Origin of the sequence: Mesorhizobium sp. M0239 (assembly GCF_040321815.1) — a bacterium.
In the GTDB taxonomy this organism is placed as follows: Bacteria; Pseudomonadota; Alphaproteobacteria; order Rhizobiales; family Rhizobiaceae; genus Mesorhizobium.
Window position 1 is genome coordinate 1 of sequence record NZ_JAMYSG010000015.1, and the last position, 23,992, is coordinate 23,992.

Genomic DNA, 23,992 nt, shown 5'->3' on the forward strand with positions numbered 1-23,992 from the left:
CACGAACAGGATGGAAACGAATCTCCATCCTGTTCGATAGGTCTTACCAGATCCTCATCCAGCCCAACTTAAGTGAACTGCATTACCGCGCGAGCGGGGCTTTGAGGCTGGAGAAAGCGCTGCGCTTCTATTCGGCCGGCGATGGTTTCTTTCGGAACAGCGCGACCAGATTGTCCCACAGCTCGATCTTGGCGCCCTGGCGCTTCATGATGATGCCCTGCTGGAGGATCGACAGCGTGTTGTTCCAGGCCCAGTAGATGACCAGGCCGGCCGGGAAACCCGCCATCATGAAGGTGAAGATGACAGGCATCCAGGTGAAGATCGCCGCCTGCGTCGGGTCCGGCGGCGTCGGGTTCATGCGCATCTGCAGGAACATGGTGACGCCCATGATCAGCGGCCAGACGCCGATCATCAGCATGTGCGGCAGGGTGACCGGGATCAGGCCGAACAGGTTGAACAGCGACGTCGGGTCGGGTGCGGCCAGATCCTGGATCCAGCCGAAGAACGGCGCGTGCCGCATCTCGATGGTGATGTAGAGCACCTTGTAGAGCGAGAAGAAGACCGGGATCTGCAGCGCCACCGGCCAGCAGCCGGCAAGCGGGTTGATCTTCTCGGTCTTGTACAGCTCCATCATCGCCTGCTGCTGCTTCATCTTATCGTCCGCGTATTTCTCGCGGATCTCGAGCATTTTCGGCTGCACCTTCTTCATGTTCGCCATCGACGCGTAGGACTTGTTGGCGAGCGGATAGAAGATGGCCTTGACGATGACGGTGGTGGCGAGGATGGCCAGGCCGAAATTGCCGAAGAATTTGTAGAGCGTGTCGATCAGCCAGAACATCGGCTTGGTGATGAAGTGGAACCAGCCCCAGTCGATCAGGAGATCGAACCGCTTGATATGACGGTCTTCCGCATAGGCGTTGATCTTGCCGACTTCCTTGGCGCCGGCGAAGATTTCGCTCTCCACCGTCGCCGACTGGCCGGCATCGACGGTGATCGGGTCGGTGAGGAAGTCGGACTGGTAGCGATGGCGGCCGTCCTCGAAATAGGCGTAGCGCGGCTGGAACGGCTGCTTCTCCGTCGGCACCAGCGTCACCGCCCAGTATTTGTCGGTGATGCCGAGCCACCCGTCGGTCGACTTGCCCGGCGTGAACTGCTTGTCCTTCTCGATGGACGCGTATTTGTGCTCCTGCAGGCCTTCGGTGCCGGTGAAGCCGATCAGGCCCTCATGCAGCACATAGGTGCTGGCAACGAGCGGCTTGTCGAAGCGGGTGACGCGGCCGTAATTGGACAGCGAGACAGCGGCCGTGCCCGCATTCTGCACCGTATCGGACACCGTGAACATGTAGTTGGTGTCGACGGAAAAGGTGCGCTTGAAGGTCAGGCCCTTGTCGTTCGAATAGGTCAGCGTGACCGGGGTCGTCGGCGTCAGCGTCGCATTGCCGTCGACGGCCCACACAGTCTCGGGACCAGGCACCGCGCCGGTCTTGTCGTTGCCGACGAAGCCGATCTCGGCATAGTAGCCATTGGGCAGTGCCGCCGGGTTGAGCAGGCTGATCTCGGGCGAGTTCTTGTCGACCGTCTCAGTGTAGTGCTTGAGCTTGAGGTCGTCGAGACGGGCGCCGGTCAGGTTGATTGAACCCTCGAGGCTCGGCGTGTCGATCCTGGCGCGGGTGGTCGTGGCGAGTGCCTGTTCGCGGCCGGCCGGCGTGACGGCGTCTGTTCCCGGTGCGTTGGGAATGGCGCCAGGGGCGACGGGCGTTCCGGTGTCGGTACCGGGATTTGTGCCGGCGGCCTTCTTCTGCTCCTCGACGCGCTGCTGTTCGACGCGGGCTGCCTCGCGCTGCGCTTCGCTGCGCGGCAACACGTAAAAATATTGCCATACCGCCAGGATCAGCACCGACAGCGCGATGGTGATGAAGAAGTTCCGGTTGTTTTCCATCGAAAGCCCTTGGCCTATCGTGTTCCGCGCAGTCGGCGGGAGAGTTCGGCCTTCAACTGGCCGAACGGAGTGGTAAGCACGTCTTCGCGCCCGACGATGACATAGTCATTGCCAGGCGCCATGTCACTTGCAGCATGCGTGCGGACGGCTTCTCGCAGCCGCCGCCGGACACGGTTGCGGACAACCGCATTGCCGACCTTCTTGGTGACGGTGTAGCCGACGCGCGGCGACAGGCCGTCGCCGCGGTCGAGAACCTCAACGAGAAAAAGCCGCCCGCGTCGCTTTTCACCACGACGGACGGCCAGGAATTCCGCGCGCTTCAGAAGCCGCTTGGGATTTGGTCCCACTGGCTTGCCGGATGCGGGCAACGATCTCGTCTTCCGTTCAGGCGCTGAGCCGCTTGCGACCGCGGTTGCGGCGAGCTGCGACGACGCCGCGACCACCCTTGGTGGCCATGCGGGCACGGAAGCCGTGCCGACGTTTGCGGACGAGTTTAGACGGTTGGTAGGTACGCTTCATTTGTTTTAATACCGCGGGGTGCGGCCCTTCTTGATTCTGTCACTGTGTAACAGGAGCTTTGCCGGGCCGGCTTTGGCGCGATCGAAACCGCGCCGGGACGAATGGCCCGAGCGTGTGCGGGCTTATAGAAAGAAGGCTTTTGGAAGTCAATCCGGAGTCGTCGGGCGCAATCCGGCTCCGTTCAGGCCGGTTTATGTTTGCGACCAAGGATGAAATTGGCAAGAAAGCCGTAATCGCCTAATCTGCGTTGATCAAGTGATCGTGAAGACATTAGCCGCATGAGCGAAACCATACAGGCACAGGAAGGGATCGGCACGGCGGGGTCCACCGAGGCGCCAGCCACCGTGCGCACGGTTCCGCTGTCGCGCGGCCTGTCGACCAAGCTGCTGCTGCTGACCATCGTCTTCGTGCTGTTGGCCGAAGTGCTGATCTTCCTGCCCTGGATCGCCAGCTACCGGCTGAACTGGCTGAAGGAGCGGCTGAGCACGGCGGCGGCGGTGTCGATCGTGCTGGTGCAAGGCGAATCCACCTCGCTGTCGCGCACGGCCCAGAACGACGTGCTGATGGCGATCGGCGCCAAGGCGATCGCGGTGCGCGACGGCGGCGTCTCGCGGCTGCTGGTGGTGGCCGAAATGCCGCCGAAGGTCGACGAACACATCGATATCGCTTCGATCGGCATGATCAAGGGCATGACCGGCGCGCTCGACACGCTGTTTTTCGGCGGCGACCGGATGCTGCGCGTCTTCGGCCCGGTCGGCGAGTCCGACAAGGAGTTCGAGCTGATCATGCCGGACAACAGCCTGCGCAATGCGATGCTGCGCTATTCGCGCAACGTCGCCTTCGTCTCGCTGCTGATCTCGCTGTTCACCGCCATGCTGGTCTACGCCGCCATCGACCTGATCATGATCGGGCCGATCCGGACCATGACGCGCTCGATGCTGTCCTTCTCCGAAGCGCCCGACGATCCCGGACGGATCATCCATCCGGCTGCCCGCGCCGACGAGATCGGCGTTGCCGAGCGCGAGCTGTCGCAGATGCAGGAGCGGCTGCAAAAAATGCTCTCCGAGCAGAAGCATCTTGCCGACCTCGGCCTCGCGGTCTCCAAGATCAACCATGACATGCGCAACATCCTGGCCTCGGCGCAGCTGATGTCGGACCGCCTGCGCCAGGTCAAGGATCCGACCGTGCAGGCCTTCGCGCCGAAACTGCTGCGCGCACTCGACCGCGCCGTGTCTTATTCCGAAGGCGTGCTTCACTACGGCCGCACGCAGGAGCCGCCGCCCGCGCGGCGCCGGCTCCGGCTCCGGCAGCTGGTCGAGGACGTGCAAGGCTTGCTCGACATCGAGCAAGGCATCGAGTTCGTCAATTCGGTCGAGCCGACCTTCGAGGTCGATGCCGATTCCGACCAGTTGTTCAGGGTGCTGACCAATCTGTGCCGGAATTCCGTGCAGGCGATGGCGGCCGACAGCGAAAACGCCCTGGTGCGCCGCCTGGCGGTGTCGGCCGTGCGCCTGGGCAGCGTCAGCCGCATTGCCGTCAGCGACACCGGCCCCGGCCTGCCGCCGAAGGCGCGGGAAAACCTGTTCGCGGCGTTCCGCGGCTCGGCCCGCAGCGGCGGCACCGGCCTTGGCCTGGCGATCGCGCATGAATTGATCCGCGCCCATGGCGGCACGGTGGAGCTGGTCGAGAGCATCGGCGGACGCACCACATTCGCGGTCACCATTCCCGACCAGCCGGTCCGGCTCGACCAGGCCCGCAACGGCCTGCGCCGCCCGGCATGATGTTTCGGGCGCGTTTTGCTCCGATGCTCGTGCCTCCGGGTCCGGCGCTCCTTTTCTCAGGGATCGGCGCTCTTCCCTTCAAGGATTGAGTTCGGGCTCAACTCCGGAGCCATTTCAAGCGCCGGGATCCGGGCCGTCATCGTCAACAAAGGCACTTGTGACAAAACTTTTGCCGGATCGACTTGCTTTTCGGAAATTCAGTCGCTAGGGAACACGTCTCGTCGCGACCGGTCGTTTACGATCGGATTGCGGGGTCATGGAAAGCATGGCCTGTTGCGCGCCCGTAGCTCAGCTGGATAGAGCACCAGACTACGAATCTGGGGGTCAGGAGTTCGAATCTCTTCGGGCGCGCCATTCCATCCAATTGAAATCTTTGGCATTTTGCCTCAGCCGGCTGCGGCACTGGCTTAATTCCGAAATTCAGCCGATTTGGATGAACGATTCCTTTGAAACATGTCGCAGCCAGCAGACAAGTTGGTCGCCAGGAATTTGGCTCCGCTTCTATGCCTTCCGCTCAACCAGCATGTAGCCGACCCCGCGGACAGTCTGAATGCCGGCTGACGCACTTGGTCCCAGCTTGGCCCGGAGATAGCGAATGTACACCTCCACGATCTTAGTCCCGGGTTCGGAGCTGTATGACCAGACATTGTTGAGGATGCGCTGGCGGCTAACCACTTTTCCCGCATTAAGCATCAGGAAGTGCAGAAGGTCGAATTCACGTCGGGTGAGGCGGATTTCCCGGTCGCCATCCGTTAGACGGCGAGCGCTCGTGTCGAGGTTGAGGCCGCCGATTCGAAGCGACTGCTCCTCCCCTGTTCCCGGACGGCGTCGGCGCAGGGCATCAATCCTGGCCACCAGTTCATCAAAGGCAAACGGTTTGGTCAGGTAATCGTCGGCACCCCCCTTGAGCCCATCCACGCGATCCTGGATTGTCTCTTTGGCCGTCAGCATCAGGATGAGAACCGGCCACTGCTCTGATCGAACGATCCGGCACAGTTCAAGACCATCCAGGTAGGGGAGCAGGCGGTCCAGGATCACCAGATCGAACGGATCCGTGCGAATGGCGGCCAATCCCTCTCGACCGTCCTCCGCGACACTCACGTGAAAGCCTTCTGCCTCCAGCCCTCGGCGGAGGAAATCGGAAACACGCCGGTCGTCTTCAACGATCAGGATTCGAATCATCGGTGTGTTGTACCAGCGGGAGTTTAATTCTGAGGAGGGTTCCCGAAGGCTCAATCCGTTCAAGGCCGATCGTGCCGTCATGCCTGTCTATGATCTTCTTGGCGATCGCAAGGCCAACACCGAGCCCATCGGCAACAGATCTCTCGCCAGCATGTCCGCGATAATAGCGGTCAAACACGAACGGAAGATCACTGGCACCGATGCCTGAACCGCTATCGCGGACGACAATCTCAAGCGCGCCGTCGCGCCCGGTCATCTCAACCGAGATCGTCTGGTGTGGTTTTGAATACTTTATGGCGTTGTCGAAGCCGATCAGCAGCGCCTGCTTGAGGCGCTGGGCGTCCCCTCGAATGAGGCTATGGTCTGCGTTAAGTGAGAGATCAACGGATATTTGCTTGGGGGTAGCGAGTACGGACGCTTCCTGAACGGCCGCCTTCACAACCTCGCCGACATCGATGATTTGCGACGAGAAGCTCATATCTTCCGCTTCAGAGCGGGCGACGGCGAGAAGGTCCTCCAGGTTGCGAGCCATATCCTCGGCGTAGTTGCGGATTCGGTTCAAGGCCTCCCCGTAAGGTCGAACACGCGGTTGGCCGCGAAGGGCAACATCCGCCTCTCCACGGAGAATCGTCAGCGGCGTGCGTAGCTCATGGCTTGCCTCCGCAAAAAATTGGATTCGCCGGCTGTTGAGAGCCCTGAGTTGTTTATTCGCTTCACGAAGCTCGCGCGTGCGCAGCTGAACTTCAGCCTCCAGCCGACCCTGGACCGAAATCAGAGCGGCACGTTCGATCTCAAGTGCCTCGGCCATGCTGTTGAAACTTCGCGACAAGGAAGCGAACTCGTCGCGCCCGGCTGCGGGGATGCGATGGTGAAGCTTACCCGCGGCGATGGCTTTGGCACTTTCATTCAGCTCACGCACAGGTGCGGCGATCGACCGCCGCAGAACGAGGCCGAAGCCCAGGCTGCCCAGCATGAGCAAGGTGGAGGAGCCGCCGGTCATGAGCAGCAGATGCCATTGCGCACCACGAACCCGTTCGAGTTCCGCTCCAACTTCGCTGCGCTCCTCGTGCAAGGCAGCCTCGATCATTCCTTCGAAATCGCTCTCCAGTCGATGCTCTACATCATTTCGGAAGCTTTCCACGATGCCTGCCGGCTCGCCTCTTGATCGCTGGCTGAACAGCCGTTGGGCAGCTCGATCGATAGCTTCAAACAGCGCCTTGATGCGGCCGACGAACTCGAGTTCGCCCTCCTCCTGGCTTCTGTCGCTCCAAAAGCCGAGCGCACCAAGTTCCTCGCGCGTTGCGCCTTCCAACTTATGGAATCCAAAATACAATTCTCTTCGTGCCGCCTCGAAATCCGGCATCTGCTCAGGCCCGAGCAGCAGGACCTCGGCCACTTGCTCGGTGTAGTTGTTGGCCTGGCCATTGAGTTCCGCAAGAGCCTCAAACCGTCCGTGGACGCTGTCTACGCGGCGGACGAATTCTTCCGTCAGGTGCAGTGTGGCGAGTGCCAATCCGGAAATCAGCCCGACGAGGGCGAGGATGAGAATTTGAAAAAGGAGGATGCGACCTCGAACAGTCATGCGGGTGATCCCTGCTGGCGATCGACTAGCGTCTCTCACCAAATTCTAACCGGAGCTCTCCCGCCCGTCTAACCAGAAGCCCCTAAATTCGAACGCTGGGACGTGCGACGACCGTGCGCCTGTCCGATCGCCGGAGCGGCGACAAGCTCGAAGAGGTTCGGTTGGTACAAGTAGAGTTCCAGGCTGAGATCGGCTCCCTTGTCGGGAAAAAGATGACGGCGGTCTGGCCGGTGTGGCGCGCCGCGCTGATCGGAATCGGTGCATGTCTCGTCGTTGTCAGTATCGAATTCGGCCTCCCCGCTCTCCCATCGGACGCTCGGCGAGCGCTCGAGATCCTGCTTGTCGCGATCATAGGCTGGACCTTGACGCCGTTCGACGACACCTTCGTTGCTATCGTCGCCGGACTGGCAATGGCGCTGCTCGTCAATCGTGATCCCGGGGCGCTGTTTCACGCGCTTGGGGATGAGTTGATCTGGCTGTTGCTCGCCTCTTTCATCCTTGCGGCCGCCGTCAAGGCAAGTGGGATCGCGGATCGCATCCTCGGCCTCGTGACAGGGCGCATGCGGTCGGTTCGCGCGGTCGCGTATGCTTTGGCGGCGGTCATGGTCGCCACAGCCTTCATTATTCCGTCAACGTCGGGTCGGGCAGCCTTAATGATCCCGGCTTATCAAGCGGTTGCGGGGCGCTGTGGAAATGCTCGGTTGCGAAGGGCATTCGCGCTGTTGTCTCCCACTGCTATTCTCCTCTCGGCCTTTGCGTCGCCCGTGGGGGCCGGTGCCCATCTCCTGGCGATCGAAATGGTCGACCGCCTCTCAGGGGTGAAGGTGAGCTACCTGGAATGGATCGCCCTCGGTCTGCCGTTTGCGGCCGTGAGCACCTTTGTTTCAGTTGAGTGTCTTCTCCGGCTTTTCCTGTCACCCGCAGAACGGCGGGCAGCGCTTTTGCTGCCGACGGTAAGCAATGATGGGGTCGGGTTGGCACGGCAGCCGATACTCTGGATCGCCGCGGGCGTTGTCATCGCGTGGCTGACCGAATCTTTGCACGGGCTCAATGCCACCGTCATCGCACTCAGCGGCGCTCTCGCCGCATCGCTTCCGGGGCTCGGCGCGGTGAGGTTTGACGATGCCATTAGGAGTACCGAGTGGAAGCTGCTCCTGTTCCTTGCGGCGACCATCTGCCTGGCAGACGGCCTGGTGGCGTCGGGTCTTCATCAATGGTTGATCGAGACGACGGTGAACCCACTGCGGGTCGTCGGCTTGGGGCCGCTGGCCCTCCTCTCGTTGCTCGCTTTGCTGGGCCTTTTCAGCCATCTCCTTATTCACAGTCGCACGGCGCGCGTATCGGTGCTGCTGCCTCCGGTTCTGATGATTGCGTCGACAGCGCGGCTCGACCCCCTCCTTGCGATGCTTGTGCTCGTCTCAGCGACCGGCTTTTGCCAAACGCTCATGATCTGCGCGAAGCCGGTCGCGCTTTTCGGGGGACTCGACGACGAAGGCTACGGCCCGAGGGACTTGGCCCTCCTGAGCGCCGTCCTGCTGCCGGTGCAATTCCTTTTGATCGTCGTGTTCGCGGTGGGCGCGTGGCCAATGATCCAAGGTCTGCTCATCACGCTCGGTCTGCAAGTTTCCGGAGGGTCATAGCATGTCGAAAAAGAAAGAGCCGAAGAAGAGAAAACGGCTTCGAGTGCTGGTCGCACCGTCTGGTTTTAAGGAGAGCCTCGGCGTTCGTGATGTTATCGATGCATTGGCGCGCGGCGTCCGCAATGCGGTTCCGACAGCAAAAGTGTTTAGCCTTCCGATGGTGGATGGAGGCGAGGATTTTACGCGTACGCTTGTTGAGCTGTCCCATGGTGAGTTGCATTCCGTCACCGTCACGGGGCCAGTCGGGCAACCTGTGGAGGCGACCGTCGGTTTTCTCGGCCGAGGAAAGAAGCGGACGGCTGTTCTGGAGATTGCGGCGGCTGCCGGGCTGCGGCTCGTTCCCACGGACATGCGCGACCCGACCCGTACTACAAGTTATGGGGTGGGGGAGTTGATTCATGTGGCACTCGATCTTGGCGCCGAAAGGATTCTGATCGGCTGCGGTGACTCGGGCGTCAACGATGCGGGAATGGGGATGGCCCAAGCTCTAGGCGTGCGCTTGCTCGACGGGGACGGCCACTCTATTTCGGGGAGCGGCTCGGCGCTTTCGTCACTCGCTCGCGTCGATCTTTCCGATCGTGACCGCCGCCTTTCGAATGTTCGTATCGACGTCGCCGTGAACCCCTACAATATGCTGCTCGGCGAGAGAGGCGTCGCTCGGGTATTTGGTCCGCAAAAGGGTGCAACCCCTGACCAGGTGGCGTTGCTCGATCAGGGCATGGAAAATCTCGCTCATATCGTCCGCCGCGACCTCGGCATCGACGTAGCGCCGCTTGTCGGCGGAGGAGCTTCCGGTGGACTTGGCGCCGGGCTTCACGCCTTTGTTGGAGCGCGGCTGCAGCCACGCTTTGATCTTATCCGGCGGTATATTGATCTTGATCGCCGACTGGCAGATGCCGACATGGTCATGACGGCCGAGGGCGGTCTGGACGGACAGACTGGCTTTGGCAAGGTGCCGGCGGAGATTGCACGGCGCGCGAAACGTTACAATCTGCCTGTGATTGCCTTGGCCGGCACGGTCGGACTGGGCGCCGAGGCGACCCACGAAATTGGCATTGATGCGTTCTTTAGCATTCTTCGCCGGCCATGTTCCCTCGAAGATGCGATCCGTGACGCCGACATGCTGCTGGCGAACGCCGCCGAACAGGCGATGCGGCTGATGTGGGCCGCGCGCGCTTTTAAGTTCAGATAATGGGTCTTGTCTCGCCCAAGGCCGCGAGGCGTGCGGCTTCGGCCCGAAATTTCCTGGGCCATGTGAAGGCTCACATCAACAGCGGTTTACGTCGTCGCATTGCTTTCGCGACTTGCCCGGACCTACGCAAGTATACGGCTCAGGGCGAGCCCGCATCGACGAACTCCCGTATCAGCTCTGCAGCCCTGGGCCCCTGCGTCTCCAGAAGGAGATGGCCTGCGTCGAAGATGTGAGCCTCCATCCGAGGAAGGTCGATGAGCCAGGACTGAACCTCCGCAATGTCGAAAAAGACATCGTGGCGACCCCAAAGAAGCATGGCTCGAGGTTGATGCTTCGCCAGATAGTCAGCCACCTCCCCAAACCGGTCGACATATCGGCCGTAGTCGGCCAGCAGCGCCTTCTGCAGATCAAGCCGTCCCGGTAGACACATGACCCGCCAGTCCTCAATCCAACGCTCTGCATCGATCCGCGCCGCGATCTCGGGTGGCAGGCCGGCGACGTACTGGTCGCGGGTTCCCTCAAGGGTCAAATGGGCGGTGGCGGCCTCCTCGTTGCCGGCATTCGGCGCAGCCCAGAAGTCCAATGTGGCTGCCCACTGCGGACCAAAGCCGGAGCGGTGGGCATTGGCATTCTGAATGATGAGGCCTTCGACAAGTTCCGGAGCGCGCATGGCGAGCTGAAAAGCCACCGGAGCGCCGAAATCATGCAAATAGAGTAACCTGCGGCCCACGTTGAGACTCGCAAGCAGCTCTTCAATCGCGTTGGCCAGCATGTCGAACGATGGCTCGGATGGGAGATCGGATGCGCCGAAGCCCGGAAGGTCAGGCGCAACGACATAGACGGTGCCGGAGAGCCTGGCGGTCACGTCGCTGAACATCCGAGAGGAATTGGGGAAGCCGTGCAACAGGACTAGCGCGGGCTTGGAAACATCGCCGGCCGTCCGGACGGCCACCTCGCCGCCAGAGGACAAGGATATTTTCTGGATCTCCGGCACGTCCTTTCCTCCACGCCCACGCGATCGCCAAGCTGCACGCTTCGTTCGGTTCGACTTTCGGATTTTCAGAGAACTCAAAGCGGCGTGGAATGTTGCAAAGCCAAATCCTCGCGGGCTGTTGCCCAAAGCGCGTGGTAAGACCGGGAGCGGAAACCAGCGGAGCCTGATTTGACCATCTCCTCTACCAACACCAAGCGCGCACTTATCACCGGGGCCGGTGCGGCCGACGGGATCGGCTTTGCCATTGCCCGGCAGCTCGGCCGTGGCGGCCATGCGGTCTTCCTCACGGGAGCCAGTACGCGCGTGCTCGATCGCGCCGCCGAGCTTTGCCGCGAAGGCATCGATGCCAAAGCCGTGGTCGCCGATCTCACCATCGCTGCCGATGTCGCGCGGCTGCGGGCCGATGTCGGGGCGGTCGGTATCCTGGTCAACAATGCCGGCATGGGCTCGCTGGCATCGCCCTCGGTCGACAAGGCGTTTCTCGCCATGACCGAGGCCGACTGGGACCAGGGGATCGACGTCAGCCTGAAGACCGCATTCCTCGTCACGAAGGCCTTTCTGCCGGCGATGGTCGAAGCGGGCTACGGGCGCATCGTCAATGTGGCGTCCGTCACCGGACCGCTGGTATCCTTCGAAGGCACATCAGCCTATTCCGCCGCCAAGGCCGGCATGGTCGGCCTGACGCGCACGCTGGCGCTGGAAGTGGCGAAAAGCGGCGTAACAGTCAATGCCGTGGCGCCCGGCTGGATCGAAACGGGTTCGTCGAGCGAGATGGAGCGGCAAGCCGCCCTGCATACGCCGCCGGCGCGGGCCGGGCGGCCGGATGAGGTGGCCGCAGCGGTGGTGTTCCTGGCCTCGGAAGGTGCCAGCTATGTCAATGGCGCCCTGCTGGTGGTCGACGGCGGCAACCGCCTTCAGGAGCGCAAGGGCTAAGCTCAAAGGCGCTTGTCGTCAGGGTCGGTCGGCGGGCAGGCCTCGCCCAAGTTCCTCACCCCTCAAGACGCCTTGGCCAGAAAGTTCCGATAATCCGACTTGGCCTGCAGCAGGCGCAGCACATTGTCGCGCGAGCCCCGCACATGGGCGCGCGCCAGCGTGCCGGCTCTGGCGGCGTCGCCAGCGCAGATGGCATCGACGATTTCGGCATGCTCGTCGCGGGCGATCTTCCATTCGTCCAGCCACAAAAGTTCGGTCCAGACATAGTGCTGGCACTTGTCGAGGATGCCGCACAGCATGCCGTGCAGCATCACATTGCCGCTGATTTCGGCGATGACGCGGTGCAGGTCAATGCCGACCTCAAGCTCCTGGAATTTTTCCCTGTTGGTGCGCTCCGGAATGGCGGCCAGCCGCTCGCATTCGGCCAGCATGGCGCGCAGCCGTGCCTTGTCCTGGTCCGTCGCCGCCGCTGCCGCCAGTTCCGTCGCGTGGCCGTCGAGCAGCTCGCGGATCTCGAAGGCCTCGCGGAACATGTTGATGTCGAACTCGGTGACGACATAGCCCTGGCGCGGCCGGCCGGTGACCAGCCCGTCGCGCTCGAGACGGTTGAAGGCCTCGCGCACCGGGGTGCGGCTGACAGTCAGCTTCGCCGCGATGTCGTTTTCGGTGACGCGCGAGCCCGGCGGAATCTGGCCGGTCACGATCATCGCCTTGAGCGCGGAGTAGACCGAGTCACGCAACGTATTTTTGGTTTTCTTGGCCAAGCTTCCCTTCCCACTTCTCCGGCCTTTCAGCCGGAACACGCATAGCTGTAGCCGCAGTCGGCATAATTTGCCACGCCCCCGGCGACGCCGTTCCTCGCCACCTTGTCCGGCTCGAAACCCGTGAATTCGATCGAGCCGGCGGTGTTGACAACATCGATCGCTAGGCTACACTCAAAATTGTATACAAAATAGCATGCCAAATCAAAAACAATGGGAACACCGGTTGGAGAGCCGAAAAAATGAACAGGACCAGAAGCGTTAGTATCGTTGCGATGGCGGGCCTCATGGCTTCGCTCGCGGCCCCCGCCATGGCGGGCGACACCATCACCGTCGCCTCATGGGGCGGCACCTACCAGGAGGCGCAGACCAAGGCGTTTTTCAAGCCTACCGCCGACGCGCTCGGCATCACCATCAAGGAAGACACCACCAACGGCCTCGACGACGTCCGGCTGCAGGTGACCGGCAATGCGGTGAAGTGGGACATCACCGAACTTGGCGCCGACGAATGTGCGCGCGGCTCGAAGGAAGGGCTGTTCGAGAAGCTCGACTACGGCATCATCGACAAGAGCGGCATCAACCCGAAGCTTGTCCATGACGACTGGGTCGGCATTTCCTACACGTCGGTCGTGCTGATCTACCGGACCGACGTGTTCGGCGACAAAGGCCCGAAGACCTGGGCCGACTTCTGGAACGCGGAAAAGTTTCCGGGACGGCGTGCGCTGAGCGGCAGCCAGGCGACCGAGACGCTCAGCGTCGCGGCACTCGCCGAAGGCATTCCGATCGACAAGGTCTATCCGGTCAATATCGACGGCGCGTTGAAATCCGTCGACAAGATCCGTGGCCATATCGACGCCTGGTGGACCTCCGGCGCGCAGGCCATGCAGCTGGTGAAGGACGGTGAAGTCGACATGGCGAGCATCTGGAACGGCCGTGCCGGCACCTTGAAGAAGGAAGGCGCGCCGGTCAGCTTCTCCTTCGACCAGGGCGTGCTGACCGCCGACTGCATGGTCATTCCCAAGGGCGCCAAGAACAAGGAAGCCGCGATGAAAGCGCTGGCGATGTTCGTCAGCCCGCAATTGCAGTCCAATCTGCCGCTCTATGTCGACAATGGCCCGGTCAATGAGAAGGCTTTCGAGACCGGCAAGATCCCGCAGGACAGGATCAAGGATATCAATTCGGCGCCCGAAAACGTCAAGAAGCAGGTGTTGCAGGATGCAGAATTCTGGCGCGACAATTTGGTCGAGGCGACGGAAAAGTTCAACAATCTGATCCAGCAATAGGCTGCGGCCGCAATCCAAACCACGGCAGGGCGACGCCTCGCCCTGCTTTCGCCGCCTCAGCCCCTGGGAGAGAAAAATCTTGTCCATTGCGCCATCCGCGTTGCCGATCGGCATGCGCGGGATCGAGAAACGATTTGGCAGCGTGCCTGTGCTGCGCGACCTCAACCTCGACGTTGAGGCTGGTGAATTCCTGACGCTGCTGGGGCCTTCCGGTTCCGGCAAGACGACGCTGCTGATGATCCTGGCCGGTTTCGTGCGGGCCAATGCCGGCTCGATCAGGGTCGGCGGCGACGAGATCATCACCACGCCGCCGCACAAGCGCAACATCGGCATGGTGTTTCAGAACTACGCGCTGTTTCCGCATATGAACGTCTTTCACAACATCGCCTTTCCGCTGAAGCAGCGCGGCGTCGCCGCCGCCGAGACGGCCGAGCGTGTCGAGAAGGCGCTCGATCTGGTGAAATTGCAGGGGCTGGGCGAGCGCCGGGTCGACCAGCTCTCCGGCGGCCAGCGCCAGCGCGTGGCGCTGGCGCGCGCCATCGTCTTCGAACCGCGCATCGTTTTGATGGACGAGCCCCTGTCGGCGCTCGACAAGGGCTTGCGCGAGCACATGCAGATCGAGCTGCGCAGCCTGCACCGGCGGCTTGGCATGACCACGGTCTATGTCACGCACGACCAGCGTGAAGCCATCACCATGTCGGACCGCATCGCGGTGATGAACGCCGGGCGCATCGAACAGCTCGACAAGCCCGAAAGCCTCTACGCCAGGCCGCACACGCAATTTGTAGCCGGCTTCATCGGCGAATCGAATTTCATTCCGGTCGAGTATCGCAACGGCTCCGTCTGGTATGAGGACCGGAGAATCCACACCGCGGCACCCTTGCCGGCGGCAGGCCAGCACCTGATGGTGGTGCGGCCGGAAAAGCTGCGGCTCTTGGCAAACGCCAAACCGACAAGCGGCATCAACGTGCTCGAGGCGAAAGTCAGCGACATCATCTATCAGGGCGACAGCTTCGTCTGCTATGCGGTGCTGCGCGACGGCCGGCAGCTGACTTTGCGCGACTATTGCCGCAGCGATGTGCTGGCCAAAATGCCCGCGCCCGGCCAGCCAGTCTCGTTCGGTCTCGATGCGCAGGACACCATCCTGGTGGCGGCGGACTGATGAGCGCGCAGCCCGCCCTCATGGAAGAGATTGGCAGCGCCGCAGGCCGGGAGCTCAACAAGCAGGCACTTCGCGCCGACGCCCGGCGTGAGTCACTACGGTTGCTGGCGCTGCTGTCGCCGAGCCTGTTGCTGGTCTTCGCCATCATCATCGTGCCCATCGGCTGGCTGTTCTGGCTGTCGCTGTTCGACGAAGCCGGCGCCTTCAGTCCCGCCAATTATGCGCGCTTCTTCGAACAGGCCTCCTACATCAAGACCTTCATCACCACCTTCAAGGTCGCCTTCATCGTCACCGGCGCCTGTGTTCTGCTTGGCTATCCCCTGGCTTACATGCTGTCGCAGCTGCCGCGCCGGGCGGCGTCGATCTGCCTGATCTTCGTCATCCTGCCGTTCTGGACATCGGTTCTGGTGCGCACCTATGCCTGGCTGGTGATCCTGCAGCGCAAGGGCCTGATCAACAGCTGGCTGATCGACCTCGGCGTGATCAGCCAGCCGCTGTCGCTCGCCAACAATTTTTCGGGCGTCGTCATCGGCATGACGCATATCCTGCTGCCGTTCCTGGTGCTGCCGCTTTACGCCTCGATGAAGACAATCGACACCGACTGCCTGCGCGCCGGCATGAATCTCGGTGCCGACCCGGCCGCTACCTTCCGGCAGATCTTCTTTCCGCTGTCGCTGCCCGGCCTCGCCTCGGGCGTGGTCATCGTCTTCGTGCTGTGCCTGGGCTTCTTCGTCACGCCTGCGCTGATGGGCGGCGGCAAGGTCATCATGTGGGCGATGCGCATGGAACAGACCACCAGCCTCTATTCCAACTGGGGTGCGGGTGCAGCACTGGGCGTGGTGCTGCTGGTGGTCACGCTGGCGCTTCTCGGCCTGTTCCAGTGGCTGCTCGGCGCGCGCGCCACAGGCGTGTGGAGTTCACGATGAGCGAGGATGTCGGCCTGCCGATCTCGCATCGGCAACGTCTGTGGCTCTACGGCCTCGGCGGCCTCGTGCTGCTGTTCCTGATCGCGCCGTCGATCATTATCGTCATCATGTCGTTTTCGGATTCGACGCTGCTGCAATTCCCGCCGCAGCAATGGTCGCTGCGCTGGTACCAGACCTATTTCGGCTCACTGGAATGGCGCGACGCCACGATCGTCTCGGTCAAGGTGGCTGTTATGACCGTACTCGTCGCGACGCCGCTCGGCACCGCGGCCGCCTATGCGATCAACAGGGGTACGCTGCGCTTCAACGGCACCATCAACGCGCTGCTGACCGCGTCGCTGATTGTCCCGGTGATCCTGATCGGCATCGGCACCTTCTTCCTCTATGCCCGCATCGGGCTCAACAACACGCTGACCGGCCTGGTCATCGCGCATACGGTACAGGCGCTGCCGCTGGTGGTGCTGACGGTACTGTCGGGATTGCGCTCCTACGACATGAACCAGGAGCGGGTGGCGCGCAGCCTTGGCGCCGGCCGCGTCGCCGCCTTCTGGCAGGTGACGATGCCGCAGATCCGCTTCTCGATCGTCTCGGGCGCGCTGTTTGCCTTCATCACCTCCTTCGACGAAGTGGTGGTTTCGCTGTTCATATCGGGCGGCGAGACCACGACATTGACACGCCGCATGTTCAACGCGCTGCGCGACCAGATCGACCCGACGATCGCTGCCATCTCGACCTGCCTGATCGTTCTCTCGGTCGTGCTGTTGTCGGTTGCGCAGATCTTCGGCCGGCGGCATTGATTTCACCAGACCAATTCGCAGACGTGACCATGGGATATCCAGACAGAATGCGTGATTTCCAGTTTCCCGGCCGCTCGCCGGTTCGCGCCACCGAGGCGATGGCCGCGACCTCGCATCCGCTTGCAACCCTTGCGGCCATCAACATGCTGCGCTTCGGCGGCAACGCCATGGATGCCGCCGTCTGCGCCGCCGCCGTGCAGGGCGTGGTCGAGCCGCAATCGACGGGCATCGGCGGCGACTGCTTCGTGCTCTATTCTCCCGGGGGACAAGGCAATGTGCTGGCCTTCAACGGCTCGGGGCGGGCGCCGGCCAAGGCGACGGTCGACTGGTATCTGGACAAGGGTTTTAGCGAGCTTCCGAAACAGGGGCCGCATTCGGTCACCGTGCCGGGCGCCGTCGATGCCTGGAGCCGCCTGCTCGAGGACCATGGCCGCAAGGGCCTTGCCGAGGCGCTGGCGCCGGCCATCCACTATGCCGAGAACGGCTATGTCGTGCACGACCGCGTCGCCTTCGACTGGGCCGAACCGGAAACCGACCTGTCGGCCGACGAGCATGCCGCGCGCATCTTCCTGCCCGGCGGCAAGGCGCCGAAGGCGGGTGACATCCACAGGCAGCCGGAACTGGCGGCGACGTTGCGCATCATCGCCAAACACGGCCGCGCCGGTTTCTATGAAGGCGCTGTCGCCGATGATATGGTTAGCCGGCTCAACGAATTGGGCGGACTTCATTCGGCCGAGGATTTCGCCTCGACCCGAGGCGATTATGTGGCGCCGGTCAGCACCTCCTATGGCGGCCATGACATCCACCAGATGCCACCGAACAATCAGGGGCTGACGGCGCTTTTGATGCTCAATTTGCTGTCGGGCTTCGAGCTTGGCGGACTCGACCCCAATGGCGCCGAGCGCCTGCATCTGGAGATCGAGGCCGGGCGCCTGGCCTATCGCGACCGCGACCGCTATCTCGGCGACCAGGACCATGTCCCGGTGCCGGTCAAAGAGCTCCTGTCCGGCGCCTATGCCGACCGGCTGCGCGCCGAGATCGACCGCGACCGCGCCATGACGCATCTGCCGCGCGTGGAGCTGCCCGGCAGCGACACGGTCTACATCTCCATCGTCGACCGCGACCGCAACGCTGTCTCCTTCATCAACTCGACGTACTATTCGTTCGGCAGCGGCGTCGTCGGCCCGAAGACCGGTGTCGTGCTGCAGAATCGCGGTTCCAGCTTCCGCCTTGAGCCTGCGCATCCGAACGCGATCGCGCCGGGCAAGCGGCCGATGCACACGATCATGCCGGGCATGGCGACGAAGAACGGCCGCGTCGTGATGCCGTTCGGCGTCATGGGCGGCGGCTACCAGCCGTTCGGCCATGTCCATCTGCTGACCAACATGATCGACTTCGGCATGGACCCGCAGCAGGCGCTGGATGCGCCGAGGGTGTTCTACAATGACGATACGGTGGAGGCCGAGCGTGGCGTTCCCAGCGAAGCGATCGAGGGCCTGCGCCGGCGTGGCCATCGCATAGCCGAGCCGCATCATCCGCTGGGCGGCGGGCAGGTGGTGCTGATCGACTGGGAGAAGGGGACGCTGACCGGCGCTTCCGATCCGCGCAAGGATGGTTTGGCGCTTGGCTACTGACGCAATCCGTTGTCCAATGGCGTATCCGTATCGAGGCAAGCCCGTCAGCGGGGCTCCCGCCAATAGTCGTTCGAAATCCAGCCGGTGATCATGACCCAAGCCGAAACCCACGCAGATCTCTCCCGCCGTCTCGCCGCCGGCGCCGACAACGCGCCGGCGATTTCGGCACCTGAAAGAACCACGCTCAGCCATGGCGGATTGCGCAGCCTGATCGCCGACACGGCAAAACAGCTGCATGCGCGCGGCATCGGCCGGGGCGACAGGGTGGCGATCGTGCTGCCGAACGGGCCTGAGATGGCCACCGCCTTCGTCGCCGTGGCGGCCGTCGCCTCGACGGCTCCGCTCAACCCCGCCTACCGGGCCGACGAGCTCGATTTCTACCTGACCGACATCGGCGCCAAGGCGATCCTTGTCGCGGAGGGCGAGACCGGACCGGCGGTGACGGTGGCCGAACGCCTCGGCATCGGCGTGCTGCGGCTTGTCGTGCAGCCCGCCACACCCGCCGGCAGTTTTGCGATCGAGGGCGCGGCGATCGGACCCCCGGCATCACCCGACATGGCGCAAGACGGCGACATCGCGCTTTTGCTGCACACCTCCGGCACGACGTCGCGGCCAAAACTGGTGCCGCTCAGCCATGCCAACATCGCAGCCTCGGCTGCCCATATCGGCGGCACGCTTGGCCTGACAGCCAATGATCGTTGCCTCAACATCATGCCGCTGTTCCACATTCACGGCCTGATCGCGGCCGTGCTGTCGTCGCTGGCTGCCGGTGGCAGCATCTATTGCACGCCCGGCTTCAACCCGCTGCGCTTCTTCCAGTGGCTGAGCGAGACGCAGCCGAGCTGGTACACGGCGGTGCCGACCATGCATCAGGCGATCCTGCCCCGCGCGGCACGCAACACCGAGGCGCTGGCGGCGGCGCGTCTGCGCTTCATCCGCTCGTCCTCGGCGTCGCTGCCGGCACAAGTGATGGCTGAGCTCGAGGCGACCTTCGGCTGCCCGGTGATCGAATCCTACGGGATGACCGAGGCCGCGCACCAGATGGCGTCGAACCGGCTGCCGCCGGGCCAGCGCAAGCCCGGCAGCGTCGGTGCCTCCGGCGGTCCGGACGTGGCTGTGATGGCACCCGACGGGCGGCTGCTCGCAGCCGGCGAGACCGGCGAGATCGTCATTCGCGGACCCAATGTCACGGCGGGCTACGAAAAGAACCCGGATGCCAACGCCACGGCTTTCGCGCATGGCTGGTTCCACACCGGCGACCAGGGCGTGCTCGACGAGGACGGCTATCTCAGGGTCACCGGACGGCTCAAGGAGATCATCAACCGCGGCGGCGAAAAGATCTCGCCGCTCGAGGTCGACGACGTGCTGATGGACCATCCGGCGGTGGCGCAGGTCGTCACCTTCGCCATGCCGCATGACAAGCTTGGCGAGGAGGTGGCCGCGGCGGTTGTGCTGCGCGAAGGCATCAGTGCCACCGAGGGCGACATTCGCACCTATGCCGCGACGCGGCTTGCCGACTTCAAGGTGCCGCGCAAGATCCTGATCCTGGACGAGATCCCCAAGGGCGCGACCGGCAAATTGCAGCGCATCGGCCTCGCTGCCAAACTCGGGCTTTGACGATGAAGATCACCATCTTCGGCGCCGGCGCGATCGGCGGCTATCTCGCGGCCAAGCTCGCCATGACTGGGCGGACCGATCTTTCGATCGTCGCGCGCGGGGCGCATCTGGAAGCGATCAAGGCAAATGGCCTGCGCCTGATCGAGGACGGCCAGGAGACGTCCGTCCCCGTCCGGGCCGCCGCGAAAGCCGAGGAACTTGGCGTCCAGGATTATGTGGTTCTGGCGCTAAAAGCCCATTCCCTCACCACGGCCCTTGACCAGATCGCGCCGCTGCTCGGGGACCACACATCAGTCGTCACCATGCAGAACGGCGTGCCCTGGTGGTATTTCCACGGCGTCGGCGGGCCGCTGGAAGGCACCAGGCTGAACGCGGTCGACCCCGGCGGCGCGATCTGGCAGCAGATCGGACCGGACCGCGTCATCGGCTCGGTCATCTATCCCGCCGTCGAAGTCGATGCGCCGGGCCTCATCCGCCATATCGAGGGCAAGCGTTTCTCGCTCGGCGAACCCTCCGGCGAGCGCAGCGAACGGGTTACGCTTCTGGCCGAGGAAATGGTCAAGGCCGGCCTGCAGGTGCCGGTGCGCGACGACATCCGCGGCGAGATATGGGTAAAGCTGTGGGGCAATCTGTCCTTCAACCCGATCTCGGCGCTGACCGGCAGCACGCTTGCCGCAATTGTCGCCGACGAAGGCACCCGCACGCTCGCTCGCACCATGATGCTGGAAGCGCAGGCGATCGGCGAAAGCCTCGGCGTGCGCTTTCCCATAGCGGTCGACCGGCGCATCAAGGGCGCCGGCGATGTCGGCGAACACAAGACCTCGATGCTGCAGGACCTGGAGCGCGGCCGGCCGATGGAGATCGACGCGCTGGTGAGCGCGGTGCAGGAACTTGGCCGGCTAACGGACAAGCCGACCCCGACCATCGATGCCGTGCTGGCGCTGGTGCGGCGGCTGGCGGTGGAACGCGGGTGTTATGGGTGAGGTGGGAAGGACAAGGCAAATCGGAGCCGTGGCGCGCGACGTCCAGGCCTTGAAGCACCTTGGCCTCATATCCCCTTGACTGGAGTTAGCAGCATGCTGAACGCCATTCACCACGTCGCGCTCATCTGCACCGACTATGACCGGTCGCGACGGTTCTACGTCGAACTCCTCGGCCTCGATCTGATCCGGGAGGTTTATCGGGAGGAGCGGCAGTCATGGAAGGCGGATCTGCGGATCGGGTCGGCCCAACTGGAATTGTTCTCCTTCCCTGCACCGGCGATGCGGCCGTCCCACCCAGAGGCTACAGGCCTGAGACATCTGGCATTTGCTGTGGCTATTCTTGAGCCCGTAATTATCCGCCTGGAAGCCACAGGCGTTGCCGTCGAGCCAATCCGGATCGACCCATACACAGACCAACGGTTTACCTTTTTCAGAGACCCGGATGGATTGCCGCTGGAACTCTACGAAGCCCCATAAGGAACGGTTCGCTTTCGCGACGGGCGCTGTGTACTGACGGTCTCGGTATCGGCGGACCGCGAATCTGTGCTAAGCGCCGCCCAACCAACCAAAGGACGACACCAATGAGCGAACTGACCGTGGCCGAGGCGACCGAGAGCATCTATGCCTCGCTCCGGGCGGACAATGCCTACATCGACACACATATCGCGGCGCTTAAGGCGGCGCTGACGCGAGAGGGGATCAAACAGGCGGTGTTCGATCCGACCAAGCTGGCGCAGAACAACCGCTCGGGCCGCAAGTTGATGCAGGCTTATTTTCGGCAGCGCGGCGTGAGCGTGAGGTTCTCAGACTAGAGCCGCGCGCGGGCGATCTCAACCGCGTCGTTGGGAGTTCTCAGCCGGGACATGCGCCGCACGCAGGTTCCAATCGTATGGGAGTTGTTTCAAGGCCGATCCTGGATCGCGGAGAGGATGTGACATGGTGGATTTTGATCGGATCGACAAGTTGATCGCAGCGGTGCCCCCCGCCTTGGCGCTTCGCGCCGGATTGGACCTTGGCATCTTCACCCGGCTCAGTGAAAGCGCGGTGACTGCTGACAGCCTCGGGGCCACGCTCAAAGTCGAACCCGATCGTCTGTCCCGGCTCCTCTACGCGCTCGCCAGCATCGGCCTCCTTGAAGTCGAGGATGGTCAATTTCGCAACGGAGCCGAAGCGTCGGCCTTCCTCGATGCGTCCAAGCCAACCTATCGCGGCGGCGATCATGCGCTCCTGCGCGAGCTCTGGGGAGCCGACCTACTAACCGCCGAGTCGCTGCGGCAGAACCGGCCGGCTGCGCTGCACGACTTTTCCGAAGCGGGACCTGAGGCCGCGGCCGCCTTCAGCCGCATGCTCGCGCCGGGCGGGGTGATTTTCGGCCGACATCTGGCGCAGGAGATGGACCTCTCGGCGATCGGTTCGGTGATCGACATCGGCGGAGGCGCCGGGACCATACTGGTCGGGCTTCGCGAGCGGTGGCCGCACATTGCGGCGACGCTGATGGAACTGCCAACGGTCGCAGCGGTCGCGCCAGCTATCCTGTCGGAATACGGTGCCGACGACGTGGTTGTCGAAGAGGGAGATATAACCGCCGCGCCATCGATAGGTCGGCACGATCTGGCGATCCTGAAGGCCGTCGTCCAGGTGCTTCCGCCGGACAAGGCGCGCAGTTCGATCCTGAACGCGGCGCGTTGCCTTACACATGGCGGCGAGATCGCAATTGCGGGGTGGGGTGTCGTCGATGACGACCGCCTCGGCCCGCCTGAGGGTGTCTTTCTCAATCTCACCTTTCTGAACCTCTATCGCCACGGCGAATCGTACACTGAAGGTCAGTATCGCGCGTGGATGACCGAGGCTGGATTCCGCGATATCTCCAGGTCGCGCCTGACGGACGGCTGCACGTTGTTTCGTGGGCGACTCTCGGGCTGACTCAATAACAGCGATCTGCCGCCGCAAGTGCTTCGACGCGGTGAGCTTCGTCCAGTGCGCCAATCCGCCGGACCGATGCATAGAACCTGACATAGTCGCCCGAGCACAAGTCGAACAGGCGCAGAAACGCGGTCACGCGATCGCTATAGACGGACGTCGCGGCGAGCTTTGCATTGTTGATCGGGGAAGCGAACCAGGCATCGTATCCCCGGTATCGGCCCCAGCGCCTATCGCGCATGTGTCGGTAGCGCATCCGCAGCCGTTCAATCGCGGCCGTCTTCGCGGCCAGTTTTTGCTCCGAGGTACCGGAGTTGGAATAGACTTGCGCCAACTCGTCGCGGGTCCGCGACACCAGCGCAAGAAATTCAGCCTTGCGCCTCCGGGCAGCTTCGTAACGGCGCAATGCGGCGGTATCGCCAGTCGCGCGCAGCCATTTTTTCACGCCGGTTGTTTCGACGGCGACAGCGAACGCCTCGTTGAAAGCGGAATCGTCGTGCACATAGACGCGCTGGTGGGCCAGCTCATGGAACACCAGCGCTGCAAGATAGGTTTCATCCTGGCCGAACATCGTGCTGAGCAGCGGGTCGCTCGACCAGCCAAGCGTGGAATATGCCGTGATGCCCGTCACATAGACGTCCATGCCCTGTCCTTGAAGTTCGACAGCGGTTTCAGTCGCGGACTTCCTGGAGAAATACCCCCGGTAGGGAACACAGCCGAAAACGGGAAAACACCATGTTCGCAGCGTCAGCGAAAATGCCGGCGCGGCGAAGACGGCCCATGTCACCGAATCCCGACCAATGTCGACATAGCTGCGGTAGCTGTTGTTGTCGGGCAGCGCCAGCTCATCCGTTGCGAACTGTCTTATGGCGCTCGCCGATGCCATTCGGGCGCGCAACGCCTTCGGCGTCGAAGGATCCTCGATCAGTTTTCCGACATCCTGGCGTGCGGTCATGATCCGCAGATGACCCTTCATGGATTGCGCGTAGTAGGAAATACTGGTGCAGCCGGTCACGCCGGACACCACGGTCATAACCGCAACCAATCGAAAGAATGCGCGCATCACGATTTGTCCACAGCAGTGCTCACCCGTTCCGATGGGGTCGCGATTGCCCCAGGTCGCAAGCAGTCGCATCGATTGATCGAG

Annotated in this window: 22 protein-coding genes and 1 tRNA gene; 15 read left to right on the plus strand and 8 right to left on the minus strand. The window is 62.9% G+C overall.

Annotation, left to right across the window (positions count from 1 at the left end):
* Positions 1–127: 127 nt before the first annotated feature.
* From yidC to rpmH, 3 genes are read right to left on the minus strand one after another with little or no spacing between them, the layout of a single operon-like run.
* On the minus strand, positions 128–1,939 hold the full coding sequence (gene yidC, locus NKI99_RS17105) for a membrane protein insertase YidC (RefSeq protein WP_352440595.1): 1,812 nt from the start codon (positions 1,937–1,939) through the stop codon (positions 128–130).
* Positions 1,940–1,953: 14 nt separating this feature from the next.
* Positions 1,954–2,307: a ribonuclease P protein component gene (gene rnpA / locus NKI99_RS17110; protein WP_013528505.1), complete on the minus strand. Its 354-nt coding sequence runs from the start codon at positions 2,305–2,307 to the stop codon at positions 1,954–1,956.
* A 16-nt stretch (positions 2,308–2,323) separates the two neighbouring features.
* A complete protein-coding gene (gene rpmH, locus NKI99_RS17115; RefSeq protein ID WP_008833937.1) occupies positions 2,324–2,458 on the minus strand; it encodes a 50S ribosomal protein L34 in 135 nt (44 codons plus the stop codon).
* Between the two features lie 278 nt (positions 2,459–2,736).
* Between rpmH and NKI99_RS17120 the strand changes: the two genes are divergently transcribed.
* Positions 2,737–4,239 carry an ATP-binding protein gene (locus NKI99_RS17120; protein WP_352440594.1) on the plus strand — a complete coding sequence of 501 codons (1,503 nt, stop codon included), beginning with the start codon at positions 2,737–2,739 and terminating at the stop codon, positions 4,237–4,239.
* Positions 4,240–4,516: 277 nt separating this feature from the next.
* Positions 4,517–4,593: transfer RNA gene (locus tag NKI99_RS17125), tRNA-Arg, on the plus strand.
* Between the two features lie 147 nt (positions 4,594–4,740).
* Here the strand turns inward: NKI99_RS17125 and NKI99_RS17130 are convergent.
* The gene (locus NKI99_RS17130; RefSeq protein ID WP_352440593.1) at positions 4,741–5,421 is read right to left on the minus strand and encodes a response regulator transcription factor; all 681 of its coding nucleotides are present in this window, start codon (positions 5,419–5,421) and stop codon (positions 4,741–4,743) included.
* A complete protein-coding gene (locus NKI99_RS17135) occupies positions 5,399–7,003 on the minus strand; it encodes a sensor histidine kinase (protein WP_352611490.1) in 1,605 nt (534 codons plus the stop codon). Before NKI99_RS17135 ends, NKI99_RS17130 begins: the two co-directional genes overlap by 23 nt.
* A 113-nt stretch (positions 7,004–7,116) precedes the next feature.
* On the opposite strand from NKI99_RS17135, the gene NKI99_RS17140 reads away from it, so the two are divergent.
* The gene (locus NKI99_RS17140; protein ID WP_352611491.1) at positions 7,117–8,643 is read left to right on the plus strand and encodes an SLC13 family permease; all 1,527 of its coding nucleotides are present in this window, start codon (positions 7,117–7,119) and stop codon (positions 8,641–8,643) included.
* A 1-nt stretch (position 8,644) separates the two neighbouring features.
* Positions 8,645–9,835: a glycerate kinase family protein gene (locus NKI99_RS17145; protein ID WP_352440615.1), complete on the plus strand. Its 1,191-nt coding sequence runs from the start codon at positions 8,645–8,647 to the stop codon at positions 9,833–9,835.
* A gap of 139 nt (positions 9,836–9,974) precedes the next feature.
* Here the strand turns inward: NKI99_RS17145 and NKI99_RS17150 are convergent, their stop codons facing one another.
* On the minus strand, positions 9,975–10,829 hold the full coding sequence (locus NKI99_RS17150; RefSeq protein ID WP_352611492.1) for an alpha/beta fold hydrolase: 855 nt from the start codon (positions 10,827–10,829) through the stop codon (positions 9,975–9,977).
* A 168-nt stretch (positions 10,830–10,997) separates the two neighbouring features.
* On the opposite strand from NKI99_RS17150, the gene NKI99_RS17155 reads away from it, so the two are divergent.
* On the plus strand, positions 10,998–11,762 hold the full coding sequence (locus NKI99_RS17155; protein ID WP_352611493.1) for an SDR family NAD(P)-dependent oxidoreductase: 765 nt from the start codon (positions 10,998–11,000) through the stop codon (positions 11,760–11,762).
* Positions 11,763–11,824: 62 nt separating this feature from the next.
* On the opposite strand, the gene NKI99_RS17160 is transcribed toward NKI99_RS17155, so the two are convergent.
* Positions 11,825–12,526, minus strand: coding sequence for a GntR family transcriptional regulator (locus NKI99_RS17160; protein WP_352440618.1), 702 nt, complete (start codon positions 12,524–12,526; stop codon positions 11,825–11,827).
* Between the two features lie 239 nt (positions 12,527–12,765).
* Here NKI99_RS17160 and NKI99_RS17165 point away from each other — a divergent pair, with 239 nt between their 5' ends.
* The 10 genes from NKI99_RS17165 to NKI99_RS17210 all read left to right on the plus strand — a co-directional run bounded on the left by NKI99_RS17165 (position 12,766) and on the right by NKI99_RS17210 (position 22,848).
* The gene (locus NKI99_RS17165) at positions 12,766–13,806 is read left to right on the plus strand and encodes an ABC transporter substrate-binding protein (RefSeq protein WP_352611494.1); all 1,041 of its coding nucleotides are present in this window, start codon (positions 12,766–12,768) and stop codon (positions 13,804–13,806) included.
* A gap of 79 nt (positions 13,807–13,885) precedes the next feature.
* Positions 13,886–14,968, plus strand: coding sequence for an ABC transporter ATP-binding protein (locus NKI99_RS17170; RefSeq protein ID WP_352611495.1), 1,083 nt, complete (start codon positions 13,886–13,888; stop codon positions 14,966–14,968).
* The gene (locus NKI99_RS17175) at positions 14,968–15,894 is read left to right on the plus strand and encodes an ABC transporter permease (RefSeq protein ID WP_352611496.1); all 927 of its coding nucleotides are present in this window, start codon (positions 14,968–14,970) and stop codon (positions 15,892–15,894) included. The genes NKI99_RS17170 and NKI99_RS17175 overlap by 1 nt, the downstream gene beginning before the upstream one ends.
* A complete protein-coding gene (locus NKI99_RS17180; RefSeq protein WP_352611497.1) occupies positions 15,891–16,691 on the plus strand; it encodes an ABC transporter permease in 801 nt (266 codons plus the stop codon). Before NKI99_RS17175 ends, NKI99_RS17180 begins: the two co-directional genes overlap by 4 nt.
* Positions 16,692–16,738: 47 nt before the next feature.
* Positions 16,739–18,325 carry a gamma-glutamyltransferase gene (gene ggt / locus NKI99_RS17185; protein WP_352611498.1) on the plus strand — a complete coding sequence of 529 codons (1,587 nt, stop codon included), beginning with the start codon at positions 16,739–16,741 and terminating at the stop codon, positions 18,323–18,325.
* 90 nt (positions 18,326–18,415) lie between these two features.
* Entirely contained in the window at positions 18,416–19,942 is a 1,527-nt protein-coding gene (locus NKI99_RS17190; RefSeq protein ID WP_352611499.1) for an acyl--CoA ligase, read from the plus strand.
* A 2-nt stretch (positions 19,943–19,944) separates the two neighbouring features.
* On the plus strand, positions 19,945–20,925 hold the full coding sequence (locus tag NKI99_RS17195) for a 2-dehydropantoate 2-reductase (RefSeq protein WP_352611500.1): 981 nt from the start codon (positions 19,945–19,947) through the stop codon (positions 20,923–20,925).
* Positions 20,926–21,018: 93 nt separating this feature from the next.
* Complete coding sequence (gene gloA2 / locus NKI99_RS17200) at positions 21,019–21,402, plus strand: SMU1112c/YaeR family gloxylase I-like metalloprotein (RefSeq protein ID WP_352611501.1); 384 nt, start codon at positions 21,019–21,021, stop codon at positions 21,400–21,402.
* A gap of 104 nt (positions 21,403–21,506) precedes the next feature.
* A complete protein-coding gene (locus NKI99_RS17205; RefSeq protein WP_352611502.1) occupies positions 21,507–21,737 on the plus strand; it encodes a hypothetical protein in 231 nt (76 codons plus the stop codon).
* A gap of 124 nt (positions 21,738–21,861) precedes the next feature.
* Positions 21,862–22,848, plus strand: a complete 987-nt coding sequence (locus NKI99_RS17210; protein WP_352611503.1) for a methyltransferase — start codon at positions 21,862–21,864, stop codon at positions 22,846–22,848.
* 1 nt (position 22,849) lies between these two features.
* Here NKI99_RS17210 and NKI99_RS17215 read toward each other — a convergent pair whose 3' ends face one another.
* A complete protein-coding gene (locus tag NKI99_RS17215) occupies positions 22,850–23,908 on the minus strand; it encodes an aminopeptidase (RefSeq protein ID WP_352611567.1) in 1,059 nt (352 codons plus the stop codon).
* Between the last annotated feature and the right edge of the window lie 84 nt (positions 23,909–23,992).

Coding starts and splice junctions, on each gene's coding strand:
- yidC (WP_352440595.1), bottom strand. CDS start 1,939: ATGGAAAACAACCGGAACTTCTTCATCACCATCGCGCTGTCGGTGCTG.
- rpmH (WP_008833937.1), bottom strand. CDS start 2,458: ATGAAGCGTACCTACCAACCGTCTAAACTCGTCCGCAAACGTCGGCAC.
- NKI99_RS17120 (WP_352440594.1), top strand. CDS start 2,737: ATGAGCGAAACCATACAGGCACAGGAAGGGATCGGCACGGCGGGGTCC.
- NKI99_RS17130 (WP_352440593.1), bottom strand. CDS start 5,421: ATGATTCGAATCCTGATCGTTGAAGACGACCGGCGTGTTTCCGATTTC.
- NKI99_RS17135 (WP_352611490.1), bottom strand. CDS start 7,003: ATGACTGTTCGAGGTCGCATCCTCCTTTTTCAAATTCTCATCCTCGCC.
- NKI99_RS17145 (WP_352440615.1), top strand. CDS start 8,645: ATGTCGAAAAAGAAAGAGCCGAAGAAGAGAAAACGGCTTCGAGTGCTG.
- NKI99_RS17165 (WP_352611494.1), top strand. CDS start 12,766: ATGAACAGGACCAGAAGCGTTAGTATCGTTGCGATGGCGGGCCTCATG.
- NKI99_RS17175 (WP_352611496.1), top strand. CDS start 14,968: ATGAGCGCGCAGCCCGCCCTCATGGAAGAGATTGGCAGCGCCGCAGGC.
- NKI99_RS17180 (WP_352611497.1), top strand. CDS start 15,891: ATGAGCGAGGATGTCGGCCTGCCGATCTCGCATCGGCAACGTCTGTGG.
- ggt (WP_352611498.1), top strand. CDS start 16,739: ATGCGTGATTTCCAGTTTCCCGGCCGCTCGCCGGTTCGCGCCACCGAG.
- NKI99_RS17190 (WP_352611499.1), top strand. CDS start 18,416: ATGACCCAAGCCGAAACCCACGCAGATCTCTCCCGCCGTCTCGCCGCC.
- NKI99_RS17195 (WP_352611500.1), top strand. CDS start 19,945: ATGAAGATCACCATCTTCGGCGCCGGCGCGATCGGCGGCTATCTCGCG.
- gloA2 (WP_352611501.1), top strand. CDS start 21,019: ATGCTGAACGCCATTCACCACGTCGCGCTCATCTGCACCGACTATGAC.
- NKI99_RS17205 (WP_352611502.1), top strand. CDS start 21,507: ATGAGCGAACTGACCGTGGCCGAGGCGACCGAGAGCATCTATGCCTCG.
- NKI99_RS17210 (WP_352611503.1), top strand. CDS start 21,862: ATGGTGGATTTTGATCGGATCGACAAGTTGATCGCAGCGGTGCCCCCC.
- NKI99_RS17215 (WP_352611567.1), bottom strand. CDS start 23,908: ATGCGCGCATTCTTTCGATTGGTTGCGGTTATGACCGTGGTGTCCGGC.